At 45.7% G+C, this 24036-nt stretch carries 21 protein-coding genes and 1 other annotated feature; of the genes, 7 read left to right on the top strand and 14 right to left on the bottom strand.

The window, feature by feature from the left end; genetic code table 11:
- Nucleotides 1-4: 4 nt before the first annotated feature.
- The gene (gene cggR / locus NYE38_RS16765; protein ID WP_003151607.1) at nt 5-1039 is read right to left on the bottom strand and encodes a gapA transcriptional regulator CggR; all 1035 of its coding nucleotides are present in this window, start codon (nt 1037-1039) and stop codon (nt 5-7) included.
- Between the two features lie 264 nt (nt 1040-1303).
- Entirely contained in the window at nt 1304-2698 is a 1395-nt protein-coding gene (locus tag NYE38_RS16770) for a sugar porter family MFS transporter (protein WP_014418911.1), read from the bottom strand.
- Between the two features lie 256 nt (nt 2699-2954).
- Between NYE38_RS16770 and NYE38_RS16775 the strand changes: the two genes are divergently transcribed.
- Nucleotides 2955-4043: a GntR family transcriptional regulator gene (locus NYE38_RS16775; RefSeq protein WP_007409953.1), complete on the top strand. Its 1089-nt coding sequence runs from the start codon at nt 2955-2957 to the stop codon at nt 4041-4043.
- Nucleotides 4044-4072: 29 nt separating this feature from the next.
- Here NYE38_RS16775 and NYE38_RS16780 read toward each other — a convergent pair whose 3' ends face one another.
- The 3 genes from NYE38_RS16780 to NYE38_RS16790 all read right to left on the bottom strand — a co-directional run bounded on the left by NYE38_RS16780 (nt 4073) and on the right by NYE38_RS16790 (nt 6483).
- Complete coding sequence (locus NYE38_RS16780) at nt 4073-5161, bottom strand: ATP-binding protein (RefSeq protein WP_340801957.1); 1089 nt, start codon at nt 5159-5161, stop codon at nt 4073-4075.
- Nucleotides 5162-5181: 20 nt separating this feature from the next.
- The gene (locus tag NYE38_RS16785; protein WP_340801955.1) at nt 5182-5355 is read right to left on the bottom strand and encodes a hypothetical protein; all 174 of its coding nucleotides are present in this window, start codon (nt 5353-5355) and stop codon (nt 5182-5184) included.
- Nucleotides 5356-5478: 123 nt separating this feature from the next.
- Nucleotides 5479-6483, bottom strand: coding sequence for an LLM class flavin-dependent oxidoreductase (locus tag NYE38_RS16790; protein ID WP_021495222.1), 1005 nt, complete (start codon nt 6481-6483; stop codon nt 5479-5481).
- A gap of 275 nt (nt 6484-6758) precedes the next feature.
- On the opposite strand from NYE38_RS16790, the gene NYE38_RS16795 reads away from it, so the two are divergent.
- Nucleotides 6759-7166 carry a hypothetical protein gene (locus NYE38_RS16795; RefSeq protein ID WP_003151600.1) on the top strand — a complete coding sequence of 136 codons (408 nt, stop codon included), beginning with the start codon at nt 6759-6761 and terminating at the stop codon, nt 7164-7166.
- 31 nt (nt 7167-7197) lie between these two features.
- On the opposite strand, the gene NYE38_RS16800 is transcribed toward NYE38_RS16795, so the two are convergent.
- Nucleotides 7198-8076, bottom strand: a complete 879-nt coding sequence (locus NYE38_RS16800) for a LysR family transcriptional regulator (protein ID WP_003151597.1) — start codon at nt 8074-8076, stop codon at nt 7198-7200.
- Between the two features lie 97 nt (nt 8077-8173).
- Between NYE38_RS16800 and NYE38_RS16805 the strand changes: the two genes are divergently transcribed.
- Nucleotides 8174-9091 carry a DMT family transporter gene (locus tag NYE38_RS16805; RefSeq protein WP_022553811.1) on the top strand — a complete coding sequence of 306 codons (918 nt, stop codon included), beginning with the start codon at nt 8174-8176 and terminating at the stop codon, nt 9089-9091.
- 34 nt (nt 9092-9125) lie between these two features.
- Here NYE38_RS16805 and NYE38_RS16810 read toward each other — a convergent pair whose 3' ends face one another.
- On the bottom strand, nt 9126-10466 hold the full coding sequence (locus tag NYE38_RS16810; protein ID WP_025649300.1) for an amino acid permease: 1341 nt from the start codon (nt 10464-10466) through the stop codon (nt 9126-9128).
- Nucleotides 10467-10527: 61 nt separating this feature from the next.
- Nucleotides 10528-10768 (bottom strand) — a binding site (T-box leader).
- Between the two features lie 630 nt (nt 10769-11398).
- On the opposite strand from NYE38_RS16810, the gene NYE38_RS16815 reads away from it, so the two are divergent.
- Nucleotides 11399-12706, top strand: a complete 1308-nt coding sequence (locus tag NYE38_RS16815) for an N-acetylglucosamine-6-phosphate deacetylase (protein WP_017418886.1) — start codon at nt 11399-11401, stop codon at nt 12704-12706.
- A gap of 29 nt (nt 12707-12735) precedes the next feature.
- Here NYE38_RS16815 and NYE38_RS16820 read toward each other — a convergent pair whose 3' ends face one another.
- The 3 genes from NYE38_RS16820 to NYE38_RS16830 all read right to left on the bottom strand — a co-directional run bounded on the left by NYE38_RS16820 (nt 12736) and on the right by NYE38_RS16830 (nt 15331).
- Entirely contained in the window at nt 12736-13710 is a 975-nt protein-coding gene (locus NYE38_RS16820; protein WP_017418885.1) for a LacI family DNA-binding transcriptional regulator, read from the bottom strand.
- 68 nt (nt 13711-13778) lie between these two features.
- Nucleotides 13779-14447, bottom strand: coding sequence for a DUF6198 family protein (locus tag NYE38_RS16825; RefSeq protein ID WP_017418884.1), 669 nt, complete (start codon nt 14445-14447; stop codon nt 13779-13781).
- Complete coding sequence (locus NYE38_RS16830; RefSeq protein WP_017418883.1) at nt 14444-15331, bottom strand: Cof-type HAD-IIB family hydrolase; 888 nt, start codon at nt 15329-15331, stop codon at nt 14444-14446. The genes NYE38_RS16825 and NYE38_RS16830 overlap by 4 nt, the downstream gene beginning before the upstream one ends.
- 437 nt (nt 15332-15768) lie before the next feature.
- Between NYE38_RS16830 and NYE38_RS16835 the strand changes: the two genes are divergently transcribed.
- The 3 genes from NYE38_RS16835 (at nt 15769) to NYE38_RS16845 (ending at nt 19710) form a co-directional block, all read left to right on the top strand.
- Nucleotides 15769-16626 (top strand): MurR/RpiR family transcriptional regulator, encoded by an 858-nt coding sequence (locus NYE38_RS16835; protein WP_017418881.1) that lies wholly within the window; start codon nt 15769-15771, stop codon nt 16624-16626.
- A 184-nt stretch (nt 16627-16810) separates the two neighbouring features.
- Entirely contained in the window at nt 16811-18355 is a 1545-nt protein-coding gene (gene gntK / locus NYE38_RS16840; protein ID WP_017418880.1) for a gluconokinase, read from the top strand.
- A gap of 26 nt (nt 18356-18381) precedes the next feature.
- Entirely contained in the window at nt 18382-19710 is a 1329-nt protein-coding gene (locus tag NYE38_RS16845) for a GntP family permease (RefSeq protein WP_014418918.1), read from the top strand.
- 35 nt (nt 19711-19745) lie between these two features.
- On the opposite strand, the gene NYE38_RS16850 is transcribed toward NYE38_RS16845, so the two are convergent.
- From NYE38_RS16850 to NYE38_RS16865, 4 genes are all read right to left on the bottom strand, one after another.
- Nucleotides 19746-20468 (bottom strand): lactate utilization protein C, encoded by a 723-nt coding sequence (locus NYE38_RS16850; RefSeq protein ID WP_003151581.1) that lies wholly within the window; start codon nt 20466-20468, stop codon nt 19746-19748.
- Nucleotides 20468-21898, bottom strand: coding sequence for a LutB/LldF family L-lactate oxidation iron-sulfur protein (locus tag NYE38_RS16855; RefSeq protein ID WP_007407375.1), 1431 nt, complete (start codon nt 21896-21898; stop codon nt 20468-20470). The genes NYE38_RS16850 and NYE38_RS16855 overlap by 1 nt, the downstream gene beginning before the upstream one ends.
- Before the next feature lie 27 nt (nt 21899-21925).
- Nucleotides 21926-22642, bottom strand: coding sequence for a (Fe-S)-binding protein (locus NYE38_RS16860; RefSeq protein WP_007613889.1), 717 nt, complete (start codon nt 22640-22642; stop codon nt 21926-21928).
- A 180-nt stretch (nt 22643-22822) separates the two neighbouring features.
- Nucleotides 22823-24013 (bottom strand): PLP-dependent aminotransferase family protein, encoded by a 1191-nt coding sequence (locus NYE38_RS16865; RefSeq protein ID WP_017418878.1) that lies wholly within the window; start codon nt 24011-24013, stop codon nt 22823-22825.
- Between the last annotated feature and the right edge of the window lie 23 nt (nt 24014-24036).

The following is a 24036-nucleotide window of genomic DNA, read 5'->3' on the forward strand; positions in this document are numbered from 1 at the left end:
ATATTTATATTGAGGGACTGTTATCCCTTAATAACTTCTTTGCGGCTCCTTCGTCCGTGACGAGAACCGTGTTTCGCTGCTTTTTAAAATAAGCTTCGATTGCTTCTGCTTTTGATGATCCGCCCGCTACCGCGATAATGTCGGGAATGGCATCGAGGTCATCAAGCTGCATTCCGACTGAATGCACCTTGTGAACGACTTCTCCGTCCGCATTAAAGTAGTAGCCGAATGCCTCTGTCACCGCATGATTGTCATCTATTTTCTTCAAATCTTCCAAAGGCGTGTTTCTTCGCTCCGCCATTGTTCTAGCTTCGCCGATTCCGTGAACGAGCATACTCGCTGATTTAATCGTGTGAAGCACCTCTTTTACGGAAGGCTCTTCAATAATAGATGAGTAGGCGCCTTGTGACAGCTGCCCGGGAACGAACAAAAGCCGGTAAGTGCCTGAAGCCTTTTCCGCCATATGCGCGCATATGGTGTTCGCCTGGTTTTTCACATCTTCGCCTAAACCGCCTCTTGCGGGCACAAACAGGAGTTCGCGGTTTTTTGAATCCGGCGTCATCATATCGGCGACGGCTTCAATTGTCGTACCGCCGGTTACAGCGACGATATTTTTGCCTGAAAATCTCTTTTTCATACATGCAACGGCCGCTCTCCCTAATTCTTTTTTGACCCAAGGAGATTGGTCGCTGTCTCCGGAAACGATAATGGCGTCTTTCAGATTAAGCCGCTCTTTTAATGTCTTTTCCAGAAGCGTCAATCCTAAAACATCCTTCATCGTATCTTCCAGAATCGAAAGCAGTGAATAGCCCTCTTCCGTCATTGTCATGCCGTTTGTTTTAATATCGATGAGATTCTGTTCTTTCAAAAACTGAACCTCGCTTCTGAGAACGCGCTCGGTCAATCCGAGACTGGCTGCAAGACTTCTGCGGCCGATCGGTTCGGTAAGCCTGATATACTGCAAGATTTCAAATCTTTTCTGCATCACAAGCAAAAGATCAGGCAATAATTTTTTTTGAGCTTGTATTAACTGGTTCATGACTCAAACGTTCCTTCCTATTCATACTGGACAGAAAATGTCCCGCTATGACAAAAAACGTCCCATCATAGCCAAAAAAAATTATGTCTGCTTTCTTTAATTATTTTAACAGGATGACATTGTTAATTCAACTGTTAAAGGTCAATTCGTCGACATTCTTCGCAGGATTTCCCAGTATCTCCTTGATACAGTCATTATATACAGAAACGGAATGAAGGTGACAGACAAAAGCCCGCCGGAGCGGACTTTTGTCGTAAAACGCTTTCATTTTATCCAAAGTTTTTCTATTTCTTCTAATGATTTATTTTTCGTCTCAGGGCAGATCGTCACGACAAACAAGAAACAGAGAATATTAATGACGGCGAATATCCAGAAGGTGTACGCGAGCCCTAACCCGCTGATCATCATCGGCACGAACTGGCCGATCGCCCAGTTGGCCCCCCATAAGAATATCGTCGCAATACCGGCGGCGCGTGCGCGGAGGTGGTTCGGAAAGATTTCCGAAATCATGATCCACGTAATCGGCCCGACTGATACGCAGAAAGCGGCGACGAATCCCAATATAATGACGACTAAAGCCGGACCGCTCGCCAGCTTAAAATAAAAGGATGCCCCGATTAAGATCATGAACAGCGCCATAAAGGCAGATCCGACCCCCATCAGCTTTTTCCGGCCCACCTTATCGACTAAAAGAACCGCGATAATGGTGAAAATCACTTCAACGACACCGACGATGCATGTCGTGATAAACCCCGCATTCTGTCCGAAGCCCATCATTTTGAAAATTTCCGGCCCGTAATACGTAATTGCGTTCATGCCGATGACCTGATTGAATAAAGCCAGCAGAATCCCGATCACAAGCGCTTTTCTCAGCCCCGGTTTAAACAGCTGAGACAATGACCCCATTTTTTCTAATTGTAAAGACGTTTCGATTTGTTTGATTTCTTCTTTCGCGGTTTGCTCGCCGTTAATGCGCGTCAGCACGGCGAGGGCTTCATTCCGGCGCCCCGCTTTCGCAAGCCAGCGCGGGCTTTCAGGCACGATAAGCAGCACGATAAAAAAGATGACGGACGGAATCATGCCGTAAGCGAGCATCCACCGCCAGCCGGTGTGCACCCCCCATTCATATGAGCCGGACTGCTGAACGGCGAGGTTAATAAAATAAGTGCCGGAAATCCCTAATATCGTAAACAGCTGATACAGTGAAGACAGACTGCCGCGTATTGCCGGCGGAGCGGCTTCGGTAATATACGTGACAGAAAGCGAGGAGCCCATGCCGATTCCCAGACCGCCGATGACTCTGGCGATCACTAAGGAAGACACACTTTGAGAAAGCGCAGAGACAACCGCTGACACCGCAAACAACAGCGCCGCTGCCATCAAAATCTTTCTCCGTCCGAAACGGTCGCTCAAAAATCCGGAAATCCCGACGCCGAAAACACCGCCGATCATTATGCTTGAAATCACGAGCCCTTCCATAAAAGGACTTAAGCGGTACAAATCTTTCAGGAAACCGATGGCGCCGGAAATCACCGCCGTGTCATAACCGTACAAAAGCCCTCCCAGTCCGGCCGCGCATGAGATGAGAATGACAAACCACTTGGAATGCTGCCGAGTGACAGGTACATTTGAGCCAATTGGTGCCGGGTGATTCTTCATGAATTTTACCCTCCCGCGAATAATAGAATAAAAACGCTTACAAATCTGAGTGCGGCGCTTGATGTTGCTTTGTTTTCTTCAGAATCGCCACATTTGTACGTACTTATAAAGAATTTTATCTAAAAATAAGGAAAATTAGTACGTACAAATAAAGAATAAGCAGTTTTTCATAATCTGTCAATTATTTTTACAGCTTGATGAAAGGGCTTACTATGTTATACTGGAATTTGTCCGTATACATTTTGGAGGAATTGATATGCTACCGAAATATGCTCAAGTAAAAGAAGAAATTTGTTCATGGCTGAATCAAGGAAAAATACAGCCGGACGAAAAGCTGCCTACGGAAAATGAGCTGATGCAGCAGTTCGGCGTCAGCCGCCATACCATCAGAAAGGCGATCGGAGATTTGGTCTCGCAGGGGCTGCTGTACAGCGTTCAGGGCGGAGGCACCTTTGTCGCTTCACGCACGGCGAAATCAGCCATGCATTCAAACAAAACGATCGGCGTCATTACAACGTACATATCAGACTATATTTTTCCGAGCATCATCAGGGGAATCGAATCGTATTTAAGCGAACAGGGCTATTCCATGCTGCTGACGAGCACCAACAACAATACAGAAAGTGAACGGCGCGGCCTTGAAAACCTGCTGTCCAAAAATATAGACGGGCTGATTGTCGAGCCTACAAAAAGCGCGCTGCAGACGCCCAACATCGGCTACTATCTCAATCTGGAGAAAAACGGCATTCCGTTTGCCATGATTAACGCCTCTTATGCGGAGCTGGCCGCACCAAGCTTTTCCGTCAATGATGTCAAAGGCGGCATGATGGCTTGCGAATACGTCATGTCCCTCGGCCACACGCACATTATGGGAATCTTTAAAGCGGATGACACGCAGGGCGTCAAACGGATGAACGGCTATCTTCAGGCGCATCGGGAGCGCGGGATTTTTCCGTCTCCGGACATGATCGTGACTTACACGACTGAGGAAAAAGAAACCGTGCTTCTCCAAAAAATTAAGCATACCCTTGAGCAAAACAGCGGGTCACATCCGACGGCCATTCTTTGCTACAATGACGAAATTGCGCTGAAGACGATTAATCTTCTCAGAGAATTCGGGTTAAAGGTGCCTGATGACGTGTCGGTCATGGGCTATGACGATTCACATTTCGCCCAGATTTCCGAGGTGAAGCTCACCTCTGTCAAGCATCCGAAATCCATTATGGGGAAAGCGGCGGCAAAATACGTCATCGACTGCTTAGAACATAAAAAACCGAAGAAGGATGACGTCGTGTATGAACCGGAACTCGTCATCCGGAATTCAGTCAAGCGGATCGGCGAATGAAAAAGGGCAGATACAACAGTATCTGCCCTTCAGTCATTAAATTGAAAACTAAGCTGAAAATCATGAGGCGGAAGAACATCATCTATATTTTCTTTATTAAAATGCTTTAAAATATAATAAAATGACGAATCTGAAATATATAGTCTTTTATCATAGTATGTAAAAACCTTTGGAAAGATATCCTTTTTGGATTGCAATTCATCGAAGTGATTAAGTACAGAGGTCAGCGCACCATGATTTATTGACTTTTTCTCATGGATTCGGTGAATATTCTCATACAAGTACTGGAAAGAAAAACCTCTCCTCGCTATATCTGGATCAGATGTTAACACAATTTTCATTATATAATAGTATAACTTCAGCTTCGCTTTTCTTTCTCCATCTGCAATGTCTTGAATATTTCTCAGATATTCCTCACTTACTCTTTTATAATACAAAGCATTACATTCCTTAGCTAATTCAAGACTGTCAAGAACAATGTAATTCCGACTTCTCTTTCTTATCCCACTTTCACGACAATAGTCAAAAAGAAGTTGTTGATATACAGCAACTATTTGGCTAGATGCCTCTATAAAATAATTTGTTACATTTTCACTAATGTCTATGTTCAGCTCTTTACAGCCTCTACTCTTTATATTCATTAAATCTGTAGTAGACCATTTAGTAGCATCAATATAATCAATTCTTTGAGATAATTCTCCATTGAATTTTTCAAAATAGCCATTTATAATTTTCGTCCCGATTATAATGAACCTTAAGCCGCTTTGATAAAACATTTTCAGGTCAAAAGCCAACAGATATTGATCGACTAAATTTAAATAATGAAAGTCATCCAGTACGATAAACTGAATACCTTTTTCCTTCAGTGATTCAGCCACTCTGACACTTACGGTCTTGGGAAGATCCATTTTCCCTGATTCACTTAATAACTCTTTTTCAGATGAATCTCCGGTCACTTTCGCTTTTAAAAATTGAAATAGATTTGCCTCTACTTGACTATCAATTTTTGAGCACTTTTCAATACTTTTGGAGAAGTTATCAGATATCTCCACACCAGATTTGTATAAAATTTGTGTGTAAATATCAGCTAAATCAACTCCCTTCGTACAGTCTATCACTATAGTGTTTTCAGCTTTGGTTACATATTTTTTCTTAATAATGTTTTTCCGACTTTTGTTTCACCATATATTACGATGTGATGATCCGTAAGTTCAATTTTATCTTGGTAATCCTCATCAATTTGTTGTCTATCAACATAACTTTTTAAAACAATCCGCGAAATACCAAAAACATCTTTCAAAGAAACATCCAAGTTTTTATTCCCCCCTTCTATTTCAAGAAAATTTTTCTAATAAATAATATCACAATAATATGAAATTTCATATTATTATACGAAAACAGGCAGCACATATATATATAGTGTGCTGCCCGTTTTTCATCTTTTTAATTCGGCGATGATTTCAAATGATCTCATTCTGTCGGCATGCTCAAAGCTTTCTGAATTCACCATGATTTCATCCGCCTGTGTTGTCCGGATGAAGCTTTCCAGCTTCTCCTTCACACGCTCCGGTCCGCCGACGATCGTTGAACTGAGCTGTTCATTGACCATCGCTTTTTCATACGGCGACCAGATTTGATCCATGTCTTCAACAGGAGGCTTCAGCTGGTTCGGCGTGCCGCGGACGAGGTCTAAAAATCTTTGATAATGCGATGTTGCCAGATGCTCCGCCTTTTCATCCGTATCGGCGGCAATGACGGTGACGCCGACCATCGCGTACGGTTTATCCAGTACATCTGACGGACGGAAGGAGCTGCGGTACAGCTCAAGGGCGGGCACGGTGTTTTTCGGTGAAAAGTGAGCCGCAAAGGCGAACGGAAGCCCGAGCTCTCCCGCAAGACGCGCGCTGAAGCCGCTTGAGCCCAGAAGCCAGATCGGCACGTCCAGCCCTTCGCCCGGAATGGCGCGGACTAGATTGCGCACATTGCCTGACGGTTTGAAGTAATTTCTCAATTCTTCAAGCTGCTCCGGGAAATCCTCCCCGCTGTTTATGTTTCTTCTTAAGGCCCTCGCCGTTAATTGGTCGGTACCCGGCGCACGCCCGAGTCCGAGGTCAATCCGCCCTGGATATAACGTTTCAAGGGTTCCGAATTGCTCCGCGATTATAAGTGACGAATGATTCGGCAGCATAATACCCCCAGAACCGACGCGGATTTTTTTCGTGCCGCCGGCGATGTGGCCGATCAGCACCGCCGTTGCCGAGCTGGCGACACCTTCTATATTATGATGCTCCGCCAGCCAATAGCGGTTATAGCCCCACTCCTCGGCGCGGCGCGCTAAATCCATGCTGTTGCGGAACGATTCAGCAACCGTTCCCCCCTGTACGACCGGCGATAAATTCAATACGGAAAACGCAGTATCTTTCAATGTATGTTCAGCCATCGTTTTCTCCTTTATGGTTTAGTGTAAGCAGATCTTAAACAAGGTCTCTACCACACACCTTACCACAGCTTTTCCCGTGAGTTAAACAATTTGATTCGATGATCTTCGAACAATCAGTCAGCGGTCGTCACTAGTGAACTCTGTATGAATGAATCTATTACATTCAGATATGAAGAACTTTTCATCCTATAAAAGTGAAAATCTCTCGTTGAAAAAACATATCCAATAATGTTAAGATATGTATGATATTGAATAGGAAGGAAGTCATAGTCTATATGCGTAAAAAAATCTTAATGGCACTCACCACAGCTTTACTGGCAGCAATCTTCTTTACCGGAAACACCGATAAGGCATATGCCGCAGACTTTTATTCCGGCACTCAGCAGCATTTAAATGTAAGCGGATTTACCGATGCCTCCTACTACACGAAAAAAGCGAAAAGTGTCGATTTTACTCTCAGTACAGCGTATCCGTCAGATCGAACTTTTAAAGGAAACCTATACTTACAGCGAAAGTCAGGAAAGAAATGGACGACTTGCAAAAAAACAACCTTTTCTTTCTCAGTAAGGGTGACTAAGTCATTCTCTTTAAAAGGATGCAAGACAGGTTATTATCGTGTCAAAGCTACGTTCAGCGGTTCAAAACTTGTCAATACGACAAACTCTTTTAAAATTAACCGATAAGATTCAGGACCCTAAGATTTTTAGGGTCTTTTTATTCATTCTTTGTGAGCTCCTGCGCGATTTGAATAAAAAGTTTTGCAGCTAATGAAGCCTCTTTTACAGAAGGAACGGCAAGCAGAACATCACGGTACACCGCCTGATTGAGTTCCCTTGTCACGACATTTTCCGGCAGCGATATTCCGGACATAGACATTTGTGATAATATCGCAATTCCCAGCCCCTCTTTGATCATGCTGATGGACGTATTGACGTTGTAAACAGTGAATGCGGCAGTCAGCACAGACCCTGCCTCCTTAAACATATCAATAAACGGTGATTCGTATCCTCCGTCACAGATGATCATCGGCTGGCGGTCAAGATCTTTCAGAGTGATAGACTCACAGCTGCAAAGCGGATGATCATTTCTAAGCACGACGGCCATTTTATCTTTTTTCAGCGGCAGATATTCCATGTCTTCCGTAGGAAAAAGAGTGATACCCACATCTATTACCCGGGAGCGGAGCCATTCCTTTACTTCGTTAACCGTTCCTTCATGAAGCACCAGTTCAAGCTTCGGATACCGTTTTTTAAACACGCTGATCAGCTTTGGAATGAAATAAGCGGAAGCGGCCGGAAATGTGCCGATGTGTATCGTTCCCTGTTCAAGCCCTCTTTCCGCGGCCGCCAGCTGCTCGGCTTTTTCTATGCCTTTGAGCACCTCTCTGATATGGACGAGAATTTTTCCGCCCGTGTCCGTGAGCCTTACGCCGTTGCGGCGCTCGCGGATGATCAGCTTGATGCCGAGCTCTGACTCAAGCGCAGAGATGGCATGGCTGACGGCGGGCTGCGTCATATTCAGCGCCTGCCCCGCTTTTGTAAAGCTTCCCGTTTCAGCGATTTGAACAAAAACCCGCAGTTGTGTAATCGTCATAACGTTTTACTTATGCTCCTTATAAAAAAGATTCATTTTATTTATCTTACTGATTACCGTATCATATGATGGAATTGTTCTACAAGGAGTGAACGACGTGAAACAGCTTTCGAAAATACAGACGGCTCTTATGCTGGCGTTTCTAGTCACGGTATGGGGAATTAACTGGCCGCTGACAAAGGCCGCGCTTGCCTATTCGCCGCCTCTTCTGTTTGCCGGAATCCGCACGCTGATCGGCGGACTTCTATTATTAATGGTGGCGCTGCCCCGTTTTAAAAAGCTGCGTTTTAAAGAAACGTGGCCGATCTATCTTATTTCTGCCATTTTAAATATTACTTTATTTTACGGCCTGCAAACGGTCGGCTTGAATTACCTGCCTGCCGGCCTATTTTCAGCCATCGTGTTTTTCCAGCCGGTGTTAATGGGCGTTTTTTCTTGGCTGTGGCTCGGGGAATCGATGTATCCTTTAAAAATAGCCGGTCTTATTCTGGGCTTTGCCGGTGTCGCCGTCATCAGCGCAGCCGGTTTCGGAGGCCATATTTCCATCGCCGGCATTCTTTTGGCCCTAGGCTCCGCGGTCAGCTGGGCGCTCGGCACGGTATATGTGAAAAGAACGGGCGGACGCGCGGATTCTATCTGGATGGTCGCTCTTCAGCTTCTGATCGGCGGCGTGCTGCTTGTCAGCTCCGGCCATTTTTCAGAAAGCTTTTCAGCCATTCAATGGAAAGCTCCGTTCATTCTCAGCCTTCTGTTCATTTCAGTTTTTGTTATCGCGCTCGGCTGGCTCGCCTTTTTTACGCTTGTCGGTTCAGGGGAAGCAAGCAAGGTTGCCTCTTACACCTTCCTGATCCCGCTCATATCCATTGTCGTCAGCTCGATATTCCTGCATGAGCCGCTGACCGTCAGCCTTTTAGCCGGACTGCTTCTGATCGTCACAAGCATTTGTTTAGTGAATATAACACCGAAGAAACTGAAAACACCTGCTCTGGCCGCAGAAAAAAAGGCCGTTCATTAAAAAAACTCTTGCCGCGGGGCAAGAGTTTTTTTATTTATTGACGTCTCCCTTTCACAAGATACGCAGCCGTAATGAGGAGATAGATGGCCGCAGTGATGCATGTGATGACGATGGATGTCGTCGCAATTACGCCGATCAGGATGGCCAAAAGCGCAAGCACCGAGAACCATGTCGTGTACGGGAACCATTTGACGTAATAAGCCGGCTGTTCTGTTGAATGTTTTCTTGATTTCAAATGGGCGAATCCGATAATCAGCCAGATGAACAGCACGGTATAGCCGAGTGAACCCATCAAATAATTAAACGTCTGGCTTCCTGCGAATAAAGAAATCAGGACGCCTACATATAAAAATGACGTACAAGTCAGAATCGCATAGACGGGAACCTTTTTCTTCGATAGTTTTGAAAAAACTTTCGGCACCCGGCCGTCAGAAGCCTGCGTAAACAAGACGCGGGATGATCCGTACAGTCCCGAATTCATAGACGAGATAATCGCAAGAAGAATGACGGCATTCATAATATGGTCGGCACCCGGAATTCCGATCATCTTAAATACTATGACAAACGGGCTTTCGGGAACGCTGTTGACTTGATTCCAAGGAATCAGGCTGACGATGATGAAAAACGGCAGCAAGTAAAAAGCGACAATCCGCGTTAACGTGCTTCGGACAGCTTTCGGGATCACCTTTTCGGGATTTTTTGTCTCCGCCAGCGTGACGCCGATGATTTCCGTTCCGCCGTATGAGTAGATCACGACGAGCATCGCCGTAATGACGCCCCCCGCTCCATGCGGGAAAAATCCTCCGTGATCCGTTAAATGAGACAGCCCCGGCGCCGTGTGATTGCCGAATGAGAAAAATAAAAGCAGAATCCCGCATAAAATAAAGATGACAATCACTGTAATTTTAATAAGCGCGAGCCAGTACTCCGTCTCGGCAAACAGTTTCACAGAAAGCATGTTTACGACCGTCACCACGATGGAAATGATCAGAGCCAGTATCCATATCGGACATTCCGGCAGCCAATATTGAATGAAAATGGCGGCTACGACCGCCTCCGCGGCAATATTGAGCACCCACATTTTCCAATAGATCCAGTCTAAAAAGTATGCAGCGTACGATCCGAGCGACTGCTGAACCAAATCACGGAACGTCCTTGCATGTTTGTTTCTGACTGCCATTTCGGCCAGCCCTTGCATAATAAATAGCAGAATGATTCCGCCGAGGAGGTAGGCCAGCAGCACGGACGGCCCCGCCTCATCAATCGCCGTGCTGCTGCCTTTAAAGAGCCCGGCCCCGATCGCGCCTCCAAGCGCCATCATCATAATGTGTCTGGACGACATCGTCCGTTTTAACGTTTGCTTGTCCTTTTCCATCTATCACACGCCCTCTCGCAAAAAGTGTTCATCACATAAAAAAGCACGCCGCCTCTTTAGGAAAAGAGACGGCGTGCCTTAGGCAGCCGCGGTACCACTCTTGTTGATCCCGAAATATCCGGAATCCAGCTTAAAAACCTTTTAACGAAGGTCAGCCGTTAGGACATAGGGAATATTCCGACAATTCCGTTCCGCCCTGCCACTTCCGGGCGAGTTCAAAGAACAATCAGTCCGCGTTGCACCAACCCGCGGCTCTCTTTTTCTGACTGGATTCTTTTACTGCTCCCGTTCACAGTGTTTTATGTTAAATGAATCTCTTGAGTTTTTATTTTCTGAATATAGTATCATAATATACAGTCTTCTATTTTCAAAGTCAATACTAATTTTTGCCGCTGGTTTTCTTATCACCTATATAAGACATTTTGACTGAACATGTTTATCTTCATATGAGGATTGAGACGGCTCCTAATATGGCGTAATCGGCATATATGGACTGAGCGGCAAAAAGTTGGCAGAAATATGAAAGGTTACTCTTATTCCGGTACCTCAGCTTAGTAACTGTACACATTTCTTTCTAATAGTTCAACTCCAATGACCCCACAAGGTTCTATACCCGGAAGTCATATTCCATTTATTAAAGCTATTGACATGAAACCAATTCCACAAATTAAACTCGTGGAGAACACTAGTTGGCGTAACACGAAACAGTATAGATGCATTAGTGGCGTTACAGCTAGTGTTTTTGAGTTTTTAAAAGAAATTTACAGGATATAAATGACAATAACGAGAAAATCAGGTGTAGAAAGTTGAATAAAACATCTACCTTTTTACAAAAATGATAATAAAAGGTTGATATGGTACGGGTTTCATACTTTAAGATGATGATGTGTCTTCACTGAATACTAAATAAACATTTCCAGGAGGCGTTTCCTATGCAGTCCAGCACATCATTTAACAGCCCGGCTTACCTTGAAACAAACGGAGTAATGAAAATCGCTGATATAACCTATAGTAATAATGAATGGCTGAACTTTGACATTGGAGGAGAAGGGATTTTTAAGAAATCAGGTTCTTATTTAGTTCCATCTCTTCCAGTAGAATTTCATTGTCATGGAATCGGTGACTATGATTTTAGCAATTTAGACCAATTAGATATTGAAAAGATCAATACATTAGCTGAAATAGAAGGGATTTTCTGTGTACCCTCTATCTTTCTTCCTCATAATCAATTAGATCAATTTGCAGCCTTTATGAAAGAGTTCCATACACAAAAGAGAAAGGGACGTTACCGTAATATTTTAGGTATTTCACTAGAAGGACCATTATTGGCCAGTTTTGCAGGCACACCGGAAAAAGGGAATTGGGCACCCTTAAAAGAAGAATGGGAAAAGATCGCTTCATGTGGAGAATATGGTCTTATTTATACTGTACTGTCTCCAGATGCTATGACTGAAAACTCCTATCTAAAGAAATATATCACCGAAAAACATCCAAGTTTAGAATGGATTGTAGATACACTTGTGGAGGCTGGAGTAAAACCGGCGCTGGGTCACTTCCAAAAAGCATACCCGGAGGAAACCTCTGAACTTATAATGAAAGTTATAGATACAGCGCAAAAACGCAGCAATTACACTGGATCAGATGCCGTTTTAACAGATCATTTGTTTAATGATATGCCAAACAATTTTAAACACACCTGGAGAACACCCCAAGAAAGAGTACATAGATTAGAGGGGTTAAAAGATGCTCGGCTAGATAAATGGAACATAGATAATATCAACACACTTGTCGGAGAAGTTCCCGGTACTTTGATGAGAGCCGCGAAAGAAGGTTTATTAACCATTTGTATGAATTTTGATAGTGAACATGTAGACTTAGAAGTTGCACGGCGGGTTGTAGAACTTGTTGGCTCTGAGGGTATTATAGCAATGACAGATCGCATTGACACAGATTCCATGTGCGGCCAATCACTGGAGAAAATTGAAGGGAATAATCTGTGGTATCAAGGAAAAGGGTATGTAGCGGCAGGCTCTTACACAATTGATCGGCTTATGCATAATATTCGTGCTATAGGTTTTAATGAGAAAGTTGTATGGAATATGACATCATTTGTGCCATTAAAAGCTTGTCATTTCCTAAATGAACTTGAAAACCTATCCATGAAGCCCTTCAGTTTTATAGATGAAACGAAAAAAAGAGCTCATTTCAAAGCGCCTGCCCCAGAGCTGATTCTGCGCTAAGCAAAAAAGACCACCATAAAGTGGTCTTTTTAAGTTGACTTTCTTTTAATAAGTTTTAGTTCCAACTTATTTATATTGGGGACATCTTTGTTATTCATTAAGTTATATAATAAATTTGCTGCTGTTTGTCCCAACTCTTTAATAGGTTGATGTATCGTTGAAAGTTCTATTACCTTAGATATCGGCTGATTATCAAATCCTATAACCGCCAGTTCTTCAGGTATTCGTATTCCCTGTCTTTTTGCTTCATAAATGATCCCCGCCGCAACGTAATCACTTCCTACAACCATTGCCGCAGGACGAGGTGACTTATTTAGTAATAATTTTGCTATTTCTATACCATTCTCAATAGTGTACTGTTCCTCAAAGTACCAATTATCACACCATTTCAATCCGTATTCATTTTGAAAGTGAAAAAATGATTTTTTTCTGCTTATGCCAACACCGCTCTTAGGATTTCCTATACACAGACCAATGGATTGATGTCCTTGATTTCGCAGATGATCAATTGCCATTTTGATTCCTGACTCATGATTAATAAATATATGTGCAACCTGTTTGCTTGCAGAAGCTTCACAGGAAACAATATTACCATACCCAGATATCTCGTCGAGTACGTGATGGGGGCTTACACAGGATCCCAAAATAAGACCGTCAATAAGTTTGTATTTCAATCTGTTAAAAAACTCCATTTCTTGTTCAGGATCGTTATTTGATTGGTGCACAAGTAAACTGTAATTATGTTTATTACACTCTTCGCCTATTCCGGCAATCAGTTTACTGAAAAACGGATGGTTGATTTTGGGAACAATGACTCCGAAAACATTTGTCTTCCCCCTGGATAAGTTAATCGCGTTGAAATTCGGTACATAATTTAATTCCTTCATAGCTTTTAACACAGCGTCCCGCTTCTCAGGTTTTACATAAGGATGATTATTGAGAACTCTAGAAACTGTTGTCCGAGAAACGTTCGCTTTCTTTGCTATCTCTGTAATGTTTGTCATTACTGCTACTCCTTTTTAGACAGCGTTATCAGCATTTCACACTGAACAACACAAGGGGAAAAAAGCATTTAATTCATTGTTTTATCATGGCCTGCATGAATATATGCGCCTTCCTGTCCCACACTATAGATAGAACGGGGCTTCCCCATCTTGTGTAATAGTTTGTCAAATAAACCTACTAATATCCCCAGACACAGCAGCACAATGATGGTTCCTATCCCAATCGGCCCCTGAAGAATGATTGCAAGCACAAAAGCTAAAGCTTCCCCTATCGTCTTTGTAATATGAATACCCCAACCTGTACGTTCAGTAATAGCCAGCATTAATTCATCATTCGGTATCGAAGGAAAAGATGCTCTTAAATAAATAGCGATTCCCATAGCCAATATACACAACCCTATCAAAAATAAACTCCATTGAAGAATTACAGCATCTGTTTTTAAGAACGAAAGAACCTTTAAGTTTAAAAGGTCAACAAAACTTCCAATAATAACAATCGGAATAAAACCGGCTAAATTAGGAAACCGCATTTTTATGAGGCTGTTTATAAAGATAAGAATTCCTCCGACGATGAAAACCCATGACCCGATTGTAAGGCCAATGAGTTCTGATAAAGCCACGTTCAGAGCATCCCAGGGGGCAATCCCGGTATTAGATTTAATCATACATACAACCCCTACGGATAAAATAAACAATCCGACAATATAGATTAAACATCTTTTCACAAAATGGATCATGGCTGTATACTCCGCGGTTTAGGGTCTTCTTCTTTCGTCAGAATGTAGTGATCAAAAGCATAAGATACACCACACTCATCATTCGATAACGTTTTAAAAGCAGCCAATTGAATAAGCTTCTTATCTGCATTTCCCATGGCTATCCCTATTCCTGCTGCACGAAACATAGGCAGATCATTTAGATTATCACCTATTGCGATTGCATTCCGCGCATCCGTTCCATAATGTTCACAAAGTTTATTTAATGACGCTCCTTTATCTACTCCTGAACTTGTGATTTCAAGATTGAATGCTCCTGAACTCGTTACGGCACACTCCTTCAGTTGTCCAAAATATTCTTTTGCTTTTTTTAATTTTCTTTGGTTTGGCGAAACGATCATACATTTTATGACATACCGATAATCGATAGGGTCAATTGTACCCGGTATTTCCTCTAACCCGTATTGATGTATCTGAGCTTTAATAGAATTCCAAAATACTTCTTGATTAAAATGAGGTTCTTCCATTACTGTATTGTAAAGTTCTTTTTCAAGCTGCTGAATTCCTTGATTTGATACGACAATTTTGTCAGATAAGTAAAGCTGATAATAGATTTCTTCTTTATTTAACCATGTGATGATAGGTTGGATTACATCTGAATCCATAAAATGTTCGAATATGACCTGATTTCCCACATCAATTTGAGCGCCGTTTGAAGCAATGATCGGAAAATCCAAATCATATTTATTGATGATATGTTTTGCATCAAATAAAGCTCTCCCTGTAGCGATTGTTACAAGATGACCTTGTTTTTGTCCGAGCTTTAAAGCTCTTACATCTTGTTCTTGGATAATTAAGTTCTCTGATAACAGCGTGCCATCTAAGTCAATTGCAATTACTTTCATGTGAATTTCCTCCTCAGAGTTTAAAAATCATTGAAAGTATAATGTATGGTACGCGTTTCAGAGCAATTAGATTATTATATTAATTTGAAGTTTTTCTGAGAAGCTGATCAGCCTGTGCTTCTCAAGTGTTCTCCTGCTTAATAATCCTTCTCTTTTGATCAATCCAGTTAATAAAGAACTGACTGCTAATGGCGGAACACTAATTTGAAGAAATTCATCTGGAACTTCAAGCGCCGGCGACTTGGGCACCGGCACTTTTCAAAGAACGATCACTTTTTGTAAAAATCGGATGTCTGAAATGTCATTGAGGCGGTTTCCCCGATATACTTTTCTCTTTTCTTTCATTTGCGGTAAAGAAAGCAAAACCTGATTCCCTTATGACAGAACTTGCTTTATCATAAAAGTATGCGTTTACATTCGAGTAGGGAGGTTATAGCATGACCCCTGTGAATTCAAGCAGCATCGGGAAGATTCAGGCGGCCAGCAAAGGTTTGTCGCCAAAATTGAGAGCGATTGCAGACCATATCGTGAAGGAACCGAAAGACGTGGTTCACCTTTCCATCATTCAGCTGGCGGAAAAAACGAAAAGCTCTGAAGCGACGATTTTCAGGCTGTGCAAACGGCTCGGTTTTTCCGGCTATCAGGATTTAAAAATCGCGCTTGCTCAGGAGATCGTTCAGGAGCCGGTGCAGCACATTCATGAAGAAATGAGCCCCGACGACGATATCGAAGTCATCATCCAGAAAGTTTTCCGCACAAACATTTCCGGTCTGACCGATACCTTTCATTTATTAGATCCGGCCGACGTTGAAAAAGCGGTAGAAATGATCCACCGCGCAGACAGAATCGAATTTTACGGAAACGGCGGTTCCGGGCTGATCGCCACTGACGCGTATCATAAATTTATGCGTACGGGTATAAATTGCATCGCGCACACAGATTCTCACTTTCAGGCGATGTCAGCGGGTCTTCTCGGTCCCGAAAGCGCAGTCATCGGCATTTCTCATTCGGGAAGCAATAAGGACGTGCTTGACGCGGTGAAAATGGCCAAATCGCTCGGCGCTGGCACGATCGGCATTACAAGCTACCAAAAGTCGCCGCTCACCCAGATTTCCGACGTGGTGCTGTATACGTCAACAAGGGAGACGGCTTTCAGAACGGAAGCAATGTCCGCAAGGCTTGCCCAGCTGTCGGTCATTGATACACTGTATTTCGCCACGGCCCGGCTGCGGCAGGAGAAAACGCTCGCCAACTTGCAGCAAATCAGAAAAATGATCGCGCACAAACGTTTGTAATCGCTTTCTGAATATTTATTTTTCAAAAGAGAGAATGCCGATACAGCGGGAATTGAGGCAATTTTATGAAAAAAATTTTCTTCTTCATCGTTGATTTATAAAAAAATTATTCCTATAATTGACTTTGTAAGGGCATACATTATCAATCTATCTTATTATTCAATCAGATTAGGCGGGATATATTATGAAGGAAACCCAAGCTGTTATCGGTCTGGATATCGGCACAACCAGTACGAAAGCCGTTCTGTTCGGACCAAGAGGCAAAGTGTTAGCCAAGCATTCGGTTCACTATGATTTAATACAGCCAAAGCCGGCATGGGCCGAGCAGGATCCTGAGCACATTTTGGAAGCGGTTATCGGAAGCATCAGGGGAGCCGTCACAAAGGCCGGACTGAGTCCTGACAATCTGCTTGCAATCGGCATCAGCACCGCCATGCACTCATTGATAGCTGTCGATCAAAACGGCGGCCTGCTGACCAAAAGCATCATTTGGGCGGACAACCGCAGCGCCGAGCAATCAAAACGGATTTTAAAAGAGATGAACGGTTTTGATATTTATAAAAGAACGGGTACGCCGATTCACCCGATGTCTCCGCTTTCCAAAATTGTCTGGATGAAAGAACAGGACAAGGAGACATTCGCGAAAACCGCCAAATTCATCAGTATGAAAGAATATATTCTGCACGAGTTTTTCGGAACTTATGTCGTCGATTATTCGATCGCTTCGGCAACGGGGCTGTTCCGTTTAGATACGCTTTCCTGGGATGAAGAAGCGCTCCGGATTGCCGGAATCCGGGAAGATCAGCTGTCGGACATCGTGCCGACCACTCATCAGCTGCGCGGCCTTGCGCCGGAAATCGCTGCACGGATGGGCATTCATGCGGATACACCGTTTATTATCGGCGCAAATGACGGCGTGCTCGCCAACCTTGGAGTCGGCGCGATCGGCAAAGGCGAAGTGGCCGTTACGATCGGAACAAGCGGAGCCGTGCGTTCGGTGACGGATGCGCCGATTACGGATGAAAAAGCGCGGACATTCTGTTACGCGCTGACTGACAAGCATTGGGTCATCGGAGGCCCGACGAATAACGGAGGCATTATGCTGCGCTGGCTTCGAGACGAATTCGCTTCTCCGGAAGTCGAAACGGCGAAGCGGCTCGGCATTGATCCGTACGATTTAATGATTGATATCGCTGATAAAGTGCCCGCAGGCTCTGAGGGATTGCTGTTTCTGCCGTTTTTATCAGGGGAGCGCGCGCCGTTTTGGAATCCGAATGCCCGCGGAACGTTTTTCGGCATCAGCCTCCGCCATAAACGGGAGCATTTTATCAGAGCGGTGCTGGAAGGCGTCATCATGAGCGTCTTTTCAATCGGTGTCGCACTGAGAGATTTGGCGGGCCCCGCAAAAGACGTGCGGGCTTCAGGAGGATTTGCGAGATCGCCGCTTTGGAGGCAGATTTTGTCCGATACGATGGGACGGGAAGTCCTCGTTCCGGAAAGTTACGAAGCCTCGGCGCTCGGAGCGGCCGTTCTCGCTTTGCACAGCCTTGGCGAAATGGAACGGATCGAGGATGTTCAGGACTGGATCAGAATTTCTCACCGTCATGAACCGAACGTCAAAAACAGCGAAACATATATTGAGCTGTTTTACTTATACGAGCGGCTGTATGACAAGCTCAAAGATGAATTTGACGTCATCAGTGAATTTCAGCTCAAACAAAGCCGTTAATTCTTCTTTGAAAGGGTGAAAAGGTCATGTTACTGTTTATTGTCATTGCCGCTATTATCGTTTTACTCTTATTGATTACGGTCGCTAAATTAAATCCGTTTATCAGTCTTTTGATTACATCCATCCTTGTCGGTTTCGCAACGGGCATGAATCTGCCGGACATTATCGCTTCGATGAAAACCGGGCTCGGCAATACGCTGTCGCTGCTTGCGATCGTGCTGGCCCTCGGTACGATGCTCGGAAAAATGATGGCTGAATCAGGCGGTGCGGAGCGTATCGCCCACACCCTGATCGGCCGCTTCGGCAAAAAGAAAGTGCATTGGGCGATGATGGCCGTCGCTTTTATCGTCGGCATCCCGGTCTTTTTCCAGGTCGGCTTCGTCCTGCTCGTGCCGCTTTTGTTTACGATTGCGATTGAAACCGGCGTTTCATTAGTGACGATCGGGATTCCGCTCCTTGCGGGACTTTCCGTCGTGCACGGATTGGTTCCGCCCCACCCGGCGGCGATGGCGGCTGTCGGCATTTATCACGCCAATGTCGGAAAAACGATTTTGTTTTCTTTAATCGTCGGCATTCCGACTGCCATCATCGCGGGGCCGCTTTACGGAAAATGGATTGGTAAGCGCATTCATAAACCCGTTCCCGAACTGTTGAAAAAACAATTTATTGAACGGAATGAAAAACGCAAGCTTCCGGGATTCGCAAATACATTGTTTACGATATTGGTACCGGTGATCCTGATGCTTATGGCAACGCTTGCCGAAATTGCGCTTCCGGAAAAAAGCGCGCTCTATGAAACTTTTAAATTTATCGGCGACCCTGTCACGGCGCTTTTGATCGCCACGGTGTACTCCTTTTTCAGCCTTGGTTTTTATCAGGGCTTTGACAGAGAAAGCATTTTAAAATTCAGCAATGACTGTCTCGGACCGATCGCTTCCATTCTGCTTGTGATCGGAGCCGGCGGCGCTTTTAACAACGTCCTGATTGATTCAGGCGTCGGCACGTATATTGCTGACATTGCGAAGCATTCAAGCTTCTCTCCCGTTCTTTTAAGCTGGACGATCGCAGCGGTCATCCGTGTCGCCACAGGTTCAGCGACTGTCGCCATGATGACGGCGGCCGGCATTGTTGCACCGATTGCATCTGTCATGCCGGGCGTCAGCAGTGAGCTTCTCGTTTTGGCAACGGGAGCGGGCTCTTTGATTCTGTCACATGTCAATGACTCCGGTTTCTGGCTCATTAAAGAGTATTTCGGAATGACAGTAAAAGAAACATTCCTGACATGGACGGCGATGGAAACGATTATTTCTGTCAGTGCGATCTGTTTTATCATGATCATTAACGCGTTTATATAAAAACAAACCCCGGCCGCAAACCGGGGTTTGTTTTTTTATCGGTCATTCACAAGGATATAAGCGGCTTTAACGGGTCCGTGGACGCCGACAACCAAATCCATTTCGATATCGGCCGAGTTGCTCGGTCCGGTAATATAGTTGATGCAGGAAGGAACGGTGACGCCGTCTCTGATCTGCTGTTTCAGTATATCGCTGGCCTGTGTCATTCTCGGCACAATAGAAGATTTCGGGATGATTGCGATATAGGTGGTCGGAAGCAGGCTGACGGAACGGCCGGCATGCTCTGACGCATACAAAACGACGGTGGCTGATTCCGCAAGCGTAATCTCGCTGAATGTGATGCCCACATTCGCTTGTTCCGCTTTTTCAATATTTTTCGCTCCTTGTTCCGCGTCCCATTCCCAAACGGAAATCCCTTCGTCCGGCCACTCTTCTGTCATAAGGGTCTGCAAGCCGTACATTTCAAACCGGCTGTCCTTCGGAATGATGACAGGCCCTCCTTCAAAGCGGTTCACCTGCGCGCGCAAAGCGTCGTAAAGCCCGGCTGCATCCGTTTCGATCAGTTCGGTATGAATGTTGACGCAGTGGTCTTTCAGCATCGTGACAAGATCGTCTTCCGTACAGTCCGCATGCGTTTGATATTGAGGCTGATACTTCCATTCAGGCAGGGACACGCCTGATTTCCTGCGCTCTCTGCCCAGACTTCCGGCGATCCGGTTTAGAAAGGATTCCTGATGTGTAACCGTCCCTTTCATCATCATTCTTCCCCCTTTTGTTTTTCCCGGTCTTTAAACCAATCTCTGAATCTCGATTTATGCGGCGCAGGGAAGTCCCGTATTGCCGTCCATTCTTTTAACGGCCCCGGCCCTTTTGATATTTTGTCATCTTCCGTAAACGGCGTCATGGCGGCAGGCGCCCATTTCGATCCCATTTTATAAAGGGACGGGGATGACGAGCCGAGCCCGAAGGCTTTCATCGCCAGTTTTTCGCTGATCGGCGCTTTGCCCTCTTTTTCCACAATGTTCTGCCGATGCTTGAGCAGCAGCTCGTGCAGCGGAATTTTAACCGGACACGCTTCCGTACAGGCCGCGCATAAGGAAGATGCGTACGGGAGCTCCTTGTATTCGTCATATCCGCCGAGAAGAGGCGATAAGACGGCGCCGATCGGACCCGAATAGATGGACCCGTACGAGTGTCCGCCGACATGCCGGTACACGGGACAGACGTTGATGCAGGCGGCGCAGCGGATACATTGCAGCACCGATTGGAATTCCGTGCCGAGTATGCGGGAACGCCCGTTATCCACAACCACGAGGTGGAATTCCTCAGGCCCGTCAGCTTCTCCTTGCTGCCGGGGGCCCGTCAGCGCCGTAATGTAACTTGTAAGCCGCTGGCCGACCGCGCTTCTCGTCAGCATGCTGACAAGCACTTCAAACTCAGAAAATGAAGGAACGATCCGCTCCATTCCCATCACGGTGATCTGCGTCTTCGGCAGCGCGGACACAAGGCGGCCGTTTCCTTCGTTTGTCACGAGACTGACCGATCCGGTATCCGCGATTGCAAAGTTGCAGCCCGTGATGCCGACATCCGCTTCGAGAAATTTTTTCCGGAGGACGCTGCGCGCGTGCATGACGAGCTCTTCCGGTTTTTCCGTCTGTTTGTATTCGAGTCTCTCTTTAAACACGTCACGGATCTGCTCTTTGTTTTTGTGAAGAGCGGGAGCAACGATATGTGACGGCGGATCGTGATCGTCAATCTGGAGAATGTATTCGCCGAGATCCGTTTCTGTGACTTCACAGCCCTCTTCCTCAAGCACTTCGTTCATATTGATTTCTTCTGTCACCATGGATTTGGATTTTACGATTTTTTTGGCGTTTTTCTGACGGATGACATCGCGGATATAGGAGGACGCTTCTTCCGCCGTTTCGGCGAAAAAGACATGCCCGCCTCTGTTGGCGACGTTTTCGGCGAGCTGTTCCAAATAGAAATCAAGATTGTCCAGCACATGCTGTCTGATTTCTTCCGCATGGGAACGCCAATCCTCCCAGTTTCCCAATTCCTCGGCCGCCTGAAGCCTTCTTGTCCTGAGCCGTTCCTGCGCTCCGGAGACGGCTCCTCTCATAAACTCATTATCTATTCCTTCTGATACCCGCTCTTTAAAAGCGGCGGTACCGATTTTCATCGCCATGATTTTACCCCCTTGTTGTTTCTCGTCTTATCTGCTGTTCAGCACTTCTGCGATGTGCATGACTCTGACGTTTTTATCCTTACGGTCAAGACGCCCGCCGATATTCATCAGACATCCGCAATCCGCCCCGATCAGCACCTCGGCCTCCGTGTCTTCCACGCAGGCGACCTTCTCATCCACCATTTGTTCAGAGATTTGCGCCATTTTCACAGAAAATGTTCCTCCGAATCCGCAGCATTGGTGCTTTCCGGGAAGCGCGGTCAGCTCGAGCCCTTTGACATGGCGCAAAAGCTTCATCGGCTCCTCCGACACGCCGAGCAGCCTCGTCATGTGGCATGATGTATGGACTGTCGCTTTTTTATGCAGCACCGCCCCGACATCCTCCACCCCGAGAACGTTGACGATAAAATCCGTTAACTCATATGTTTTGTCCGCAAGCTGCTGCGCTTTTGCGGCCCACTTCGGATCGTCCTGAAACAGATGCGGATATTCACGGAACATCGTCGTACAGGAACCTGACGGGCTGACGACGTACTCCGCTTCTTCAAACGCGGCAATCATCCGCTTCATCGCTTTTTTCGCATCCGTCACATACCCGCTGTTGTATGCGGGCTGCCCGCAGCAAATCTGCCCCTCGGGAAAATCCACCTCGCACCCGAGCCGTTCCAGCACCTCAACCGTCGCCTTTCCGACATTGGTCTGAAACATATCCACAAGGCACGTGACAAATAATGAGACTTTCATGATGAACCCCTCTTTCATCCTCAGTATGTGATCCGGTCATCTGATGACCTGTTTTTGGAAAGCTCTATGAATATCCTACACTATTCTGAATATGGATTGGAAGGTTTTTCTGAAAAATCCTTTCGCCCGATGCGCTGAAGGGTGCAAAAAAAGAGAAGCCTGAAAGCTTCCCATGCTGCTCTACATCCCGTTTTTCAGCAGGCGTCCCAGTTTTTGCACACCCTCTTTTATCGCGGCTTTACCGGCAAAACTGAACGACAGGCGGAGATATTCGGCACCGTCTTCCTGATGCGGAAAAAAATATTTTCCGGGTACATAGGAAACGCCGTGAGACAGAGCCCGCGCCAGCATTGCGGACGTATCAGCCCCCGGCGCTTTCACCCATACAAAGTAACCGCCTTCAGGCACGTGCCAGGATGCGGATTCCGGAAGATATCGCGCTGATGCGGCGAGCAAAACATCACGTTTGCTTTGATATGCTTCCCGCAAGGCGGCGAGCCGTTCTTCAATATTCGTTTGTTCCAGATAGACGGCGGTCACCGCTTGGGAAAACGGGTGGCCTAAGTCTTTTTTTAACCATGACAATGCCGTGATGAATGCGGCGTCCCCTGCAATCCAGCCGATCCTCATACCCGGGGCGATGACTTTTGATAATGAACCGGCATACAGCACCCGGCCGTTTTGATCCATGGCTTTCAAGGGCGGCGGAATATCGGTGAATCCGAGCTCGCCGTATGCATCATCCTCCAAGATGAGAAAATCATACGTTTCGGCAAGCTGAAGCAGGCGGGTTCTCCGCTTCGCTGACATTACGGTTCCCGCAGGATTCTGAAAAGCGGGTATCGTGTAGAGAAGACGGGGAATCAGAAGCCCTTTTCGTTTTCTTTCCTCAAGCATGAAGGCTAATGTTTCTATTTGCAGGCCCTCTTGATCTGTCGGAATGCTCATGATATGCGGTGTATAATTTTTAAAAATCTCGAGCGCTTCCATATAGACCGGAGCTTCAACGGCAGCGGCGGTTTGTTCATCGAGGAAAACCCGCGCAGCCAGATCTATCGCCTGACAGGCGCCTGATGTCACGATCAGCTCATCGTCCCGGCAGTGAATGCCGCGGATGGCTAACCGTTCTTGAATCTGCTTTTTTAAAACGGCCGTCCTCGGGCTTCCCATATAATGCAGCGGCAGATCGCGCTCCTCATCCAGAAGGCGGGAGGCGGCTTCTTTCAGCTCCTTATCAGGAACGAGTGCGGGATCGGGATAGCCGGAGTGCAGAGGGATGCACGCTTTCGGAACTGCCGGCATCCATTCCCCGGGAGGATCGTTTGTCAGAGCTTTCTTTACATGGTCAGAAAAAAAAGATTCGGCCTGCATGTGATGCTATCCCCTTTCACAAG

It is taken from the genome of Bacillus sp. EU63 (genome assembly GCF_038592915.1).
Taxonomy (GTDB): domain Bacteria; phylum Bacillota; class Bacilli; order Bacillales; family Bacillaceae; genus Bacillus; species Bacillus velezensis.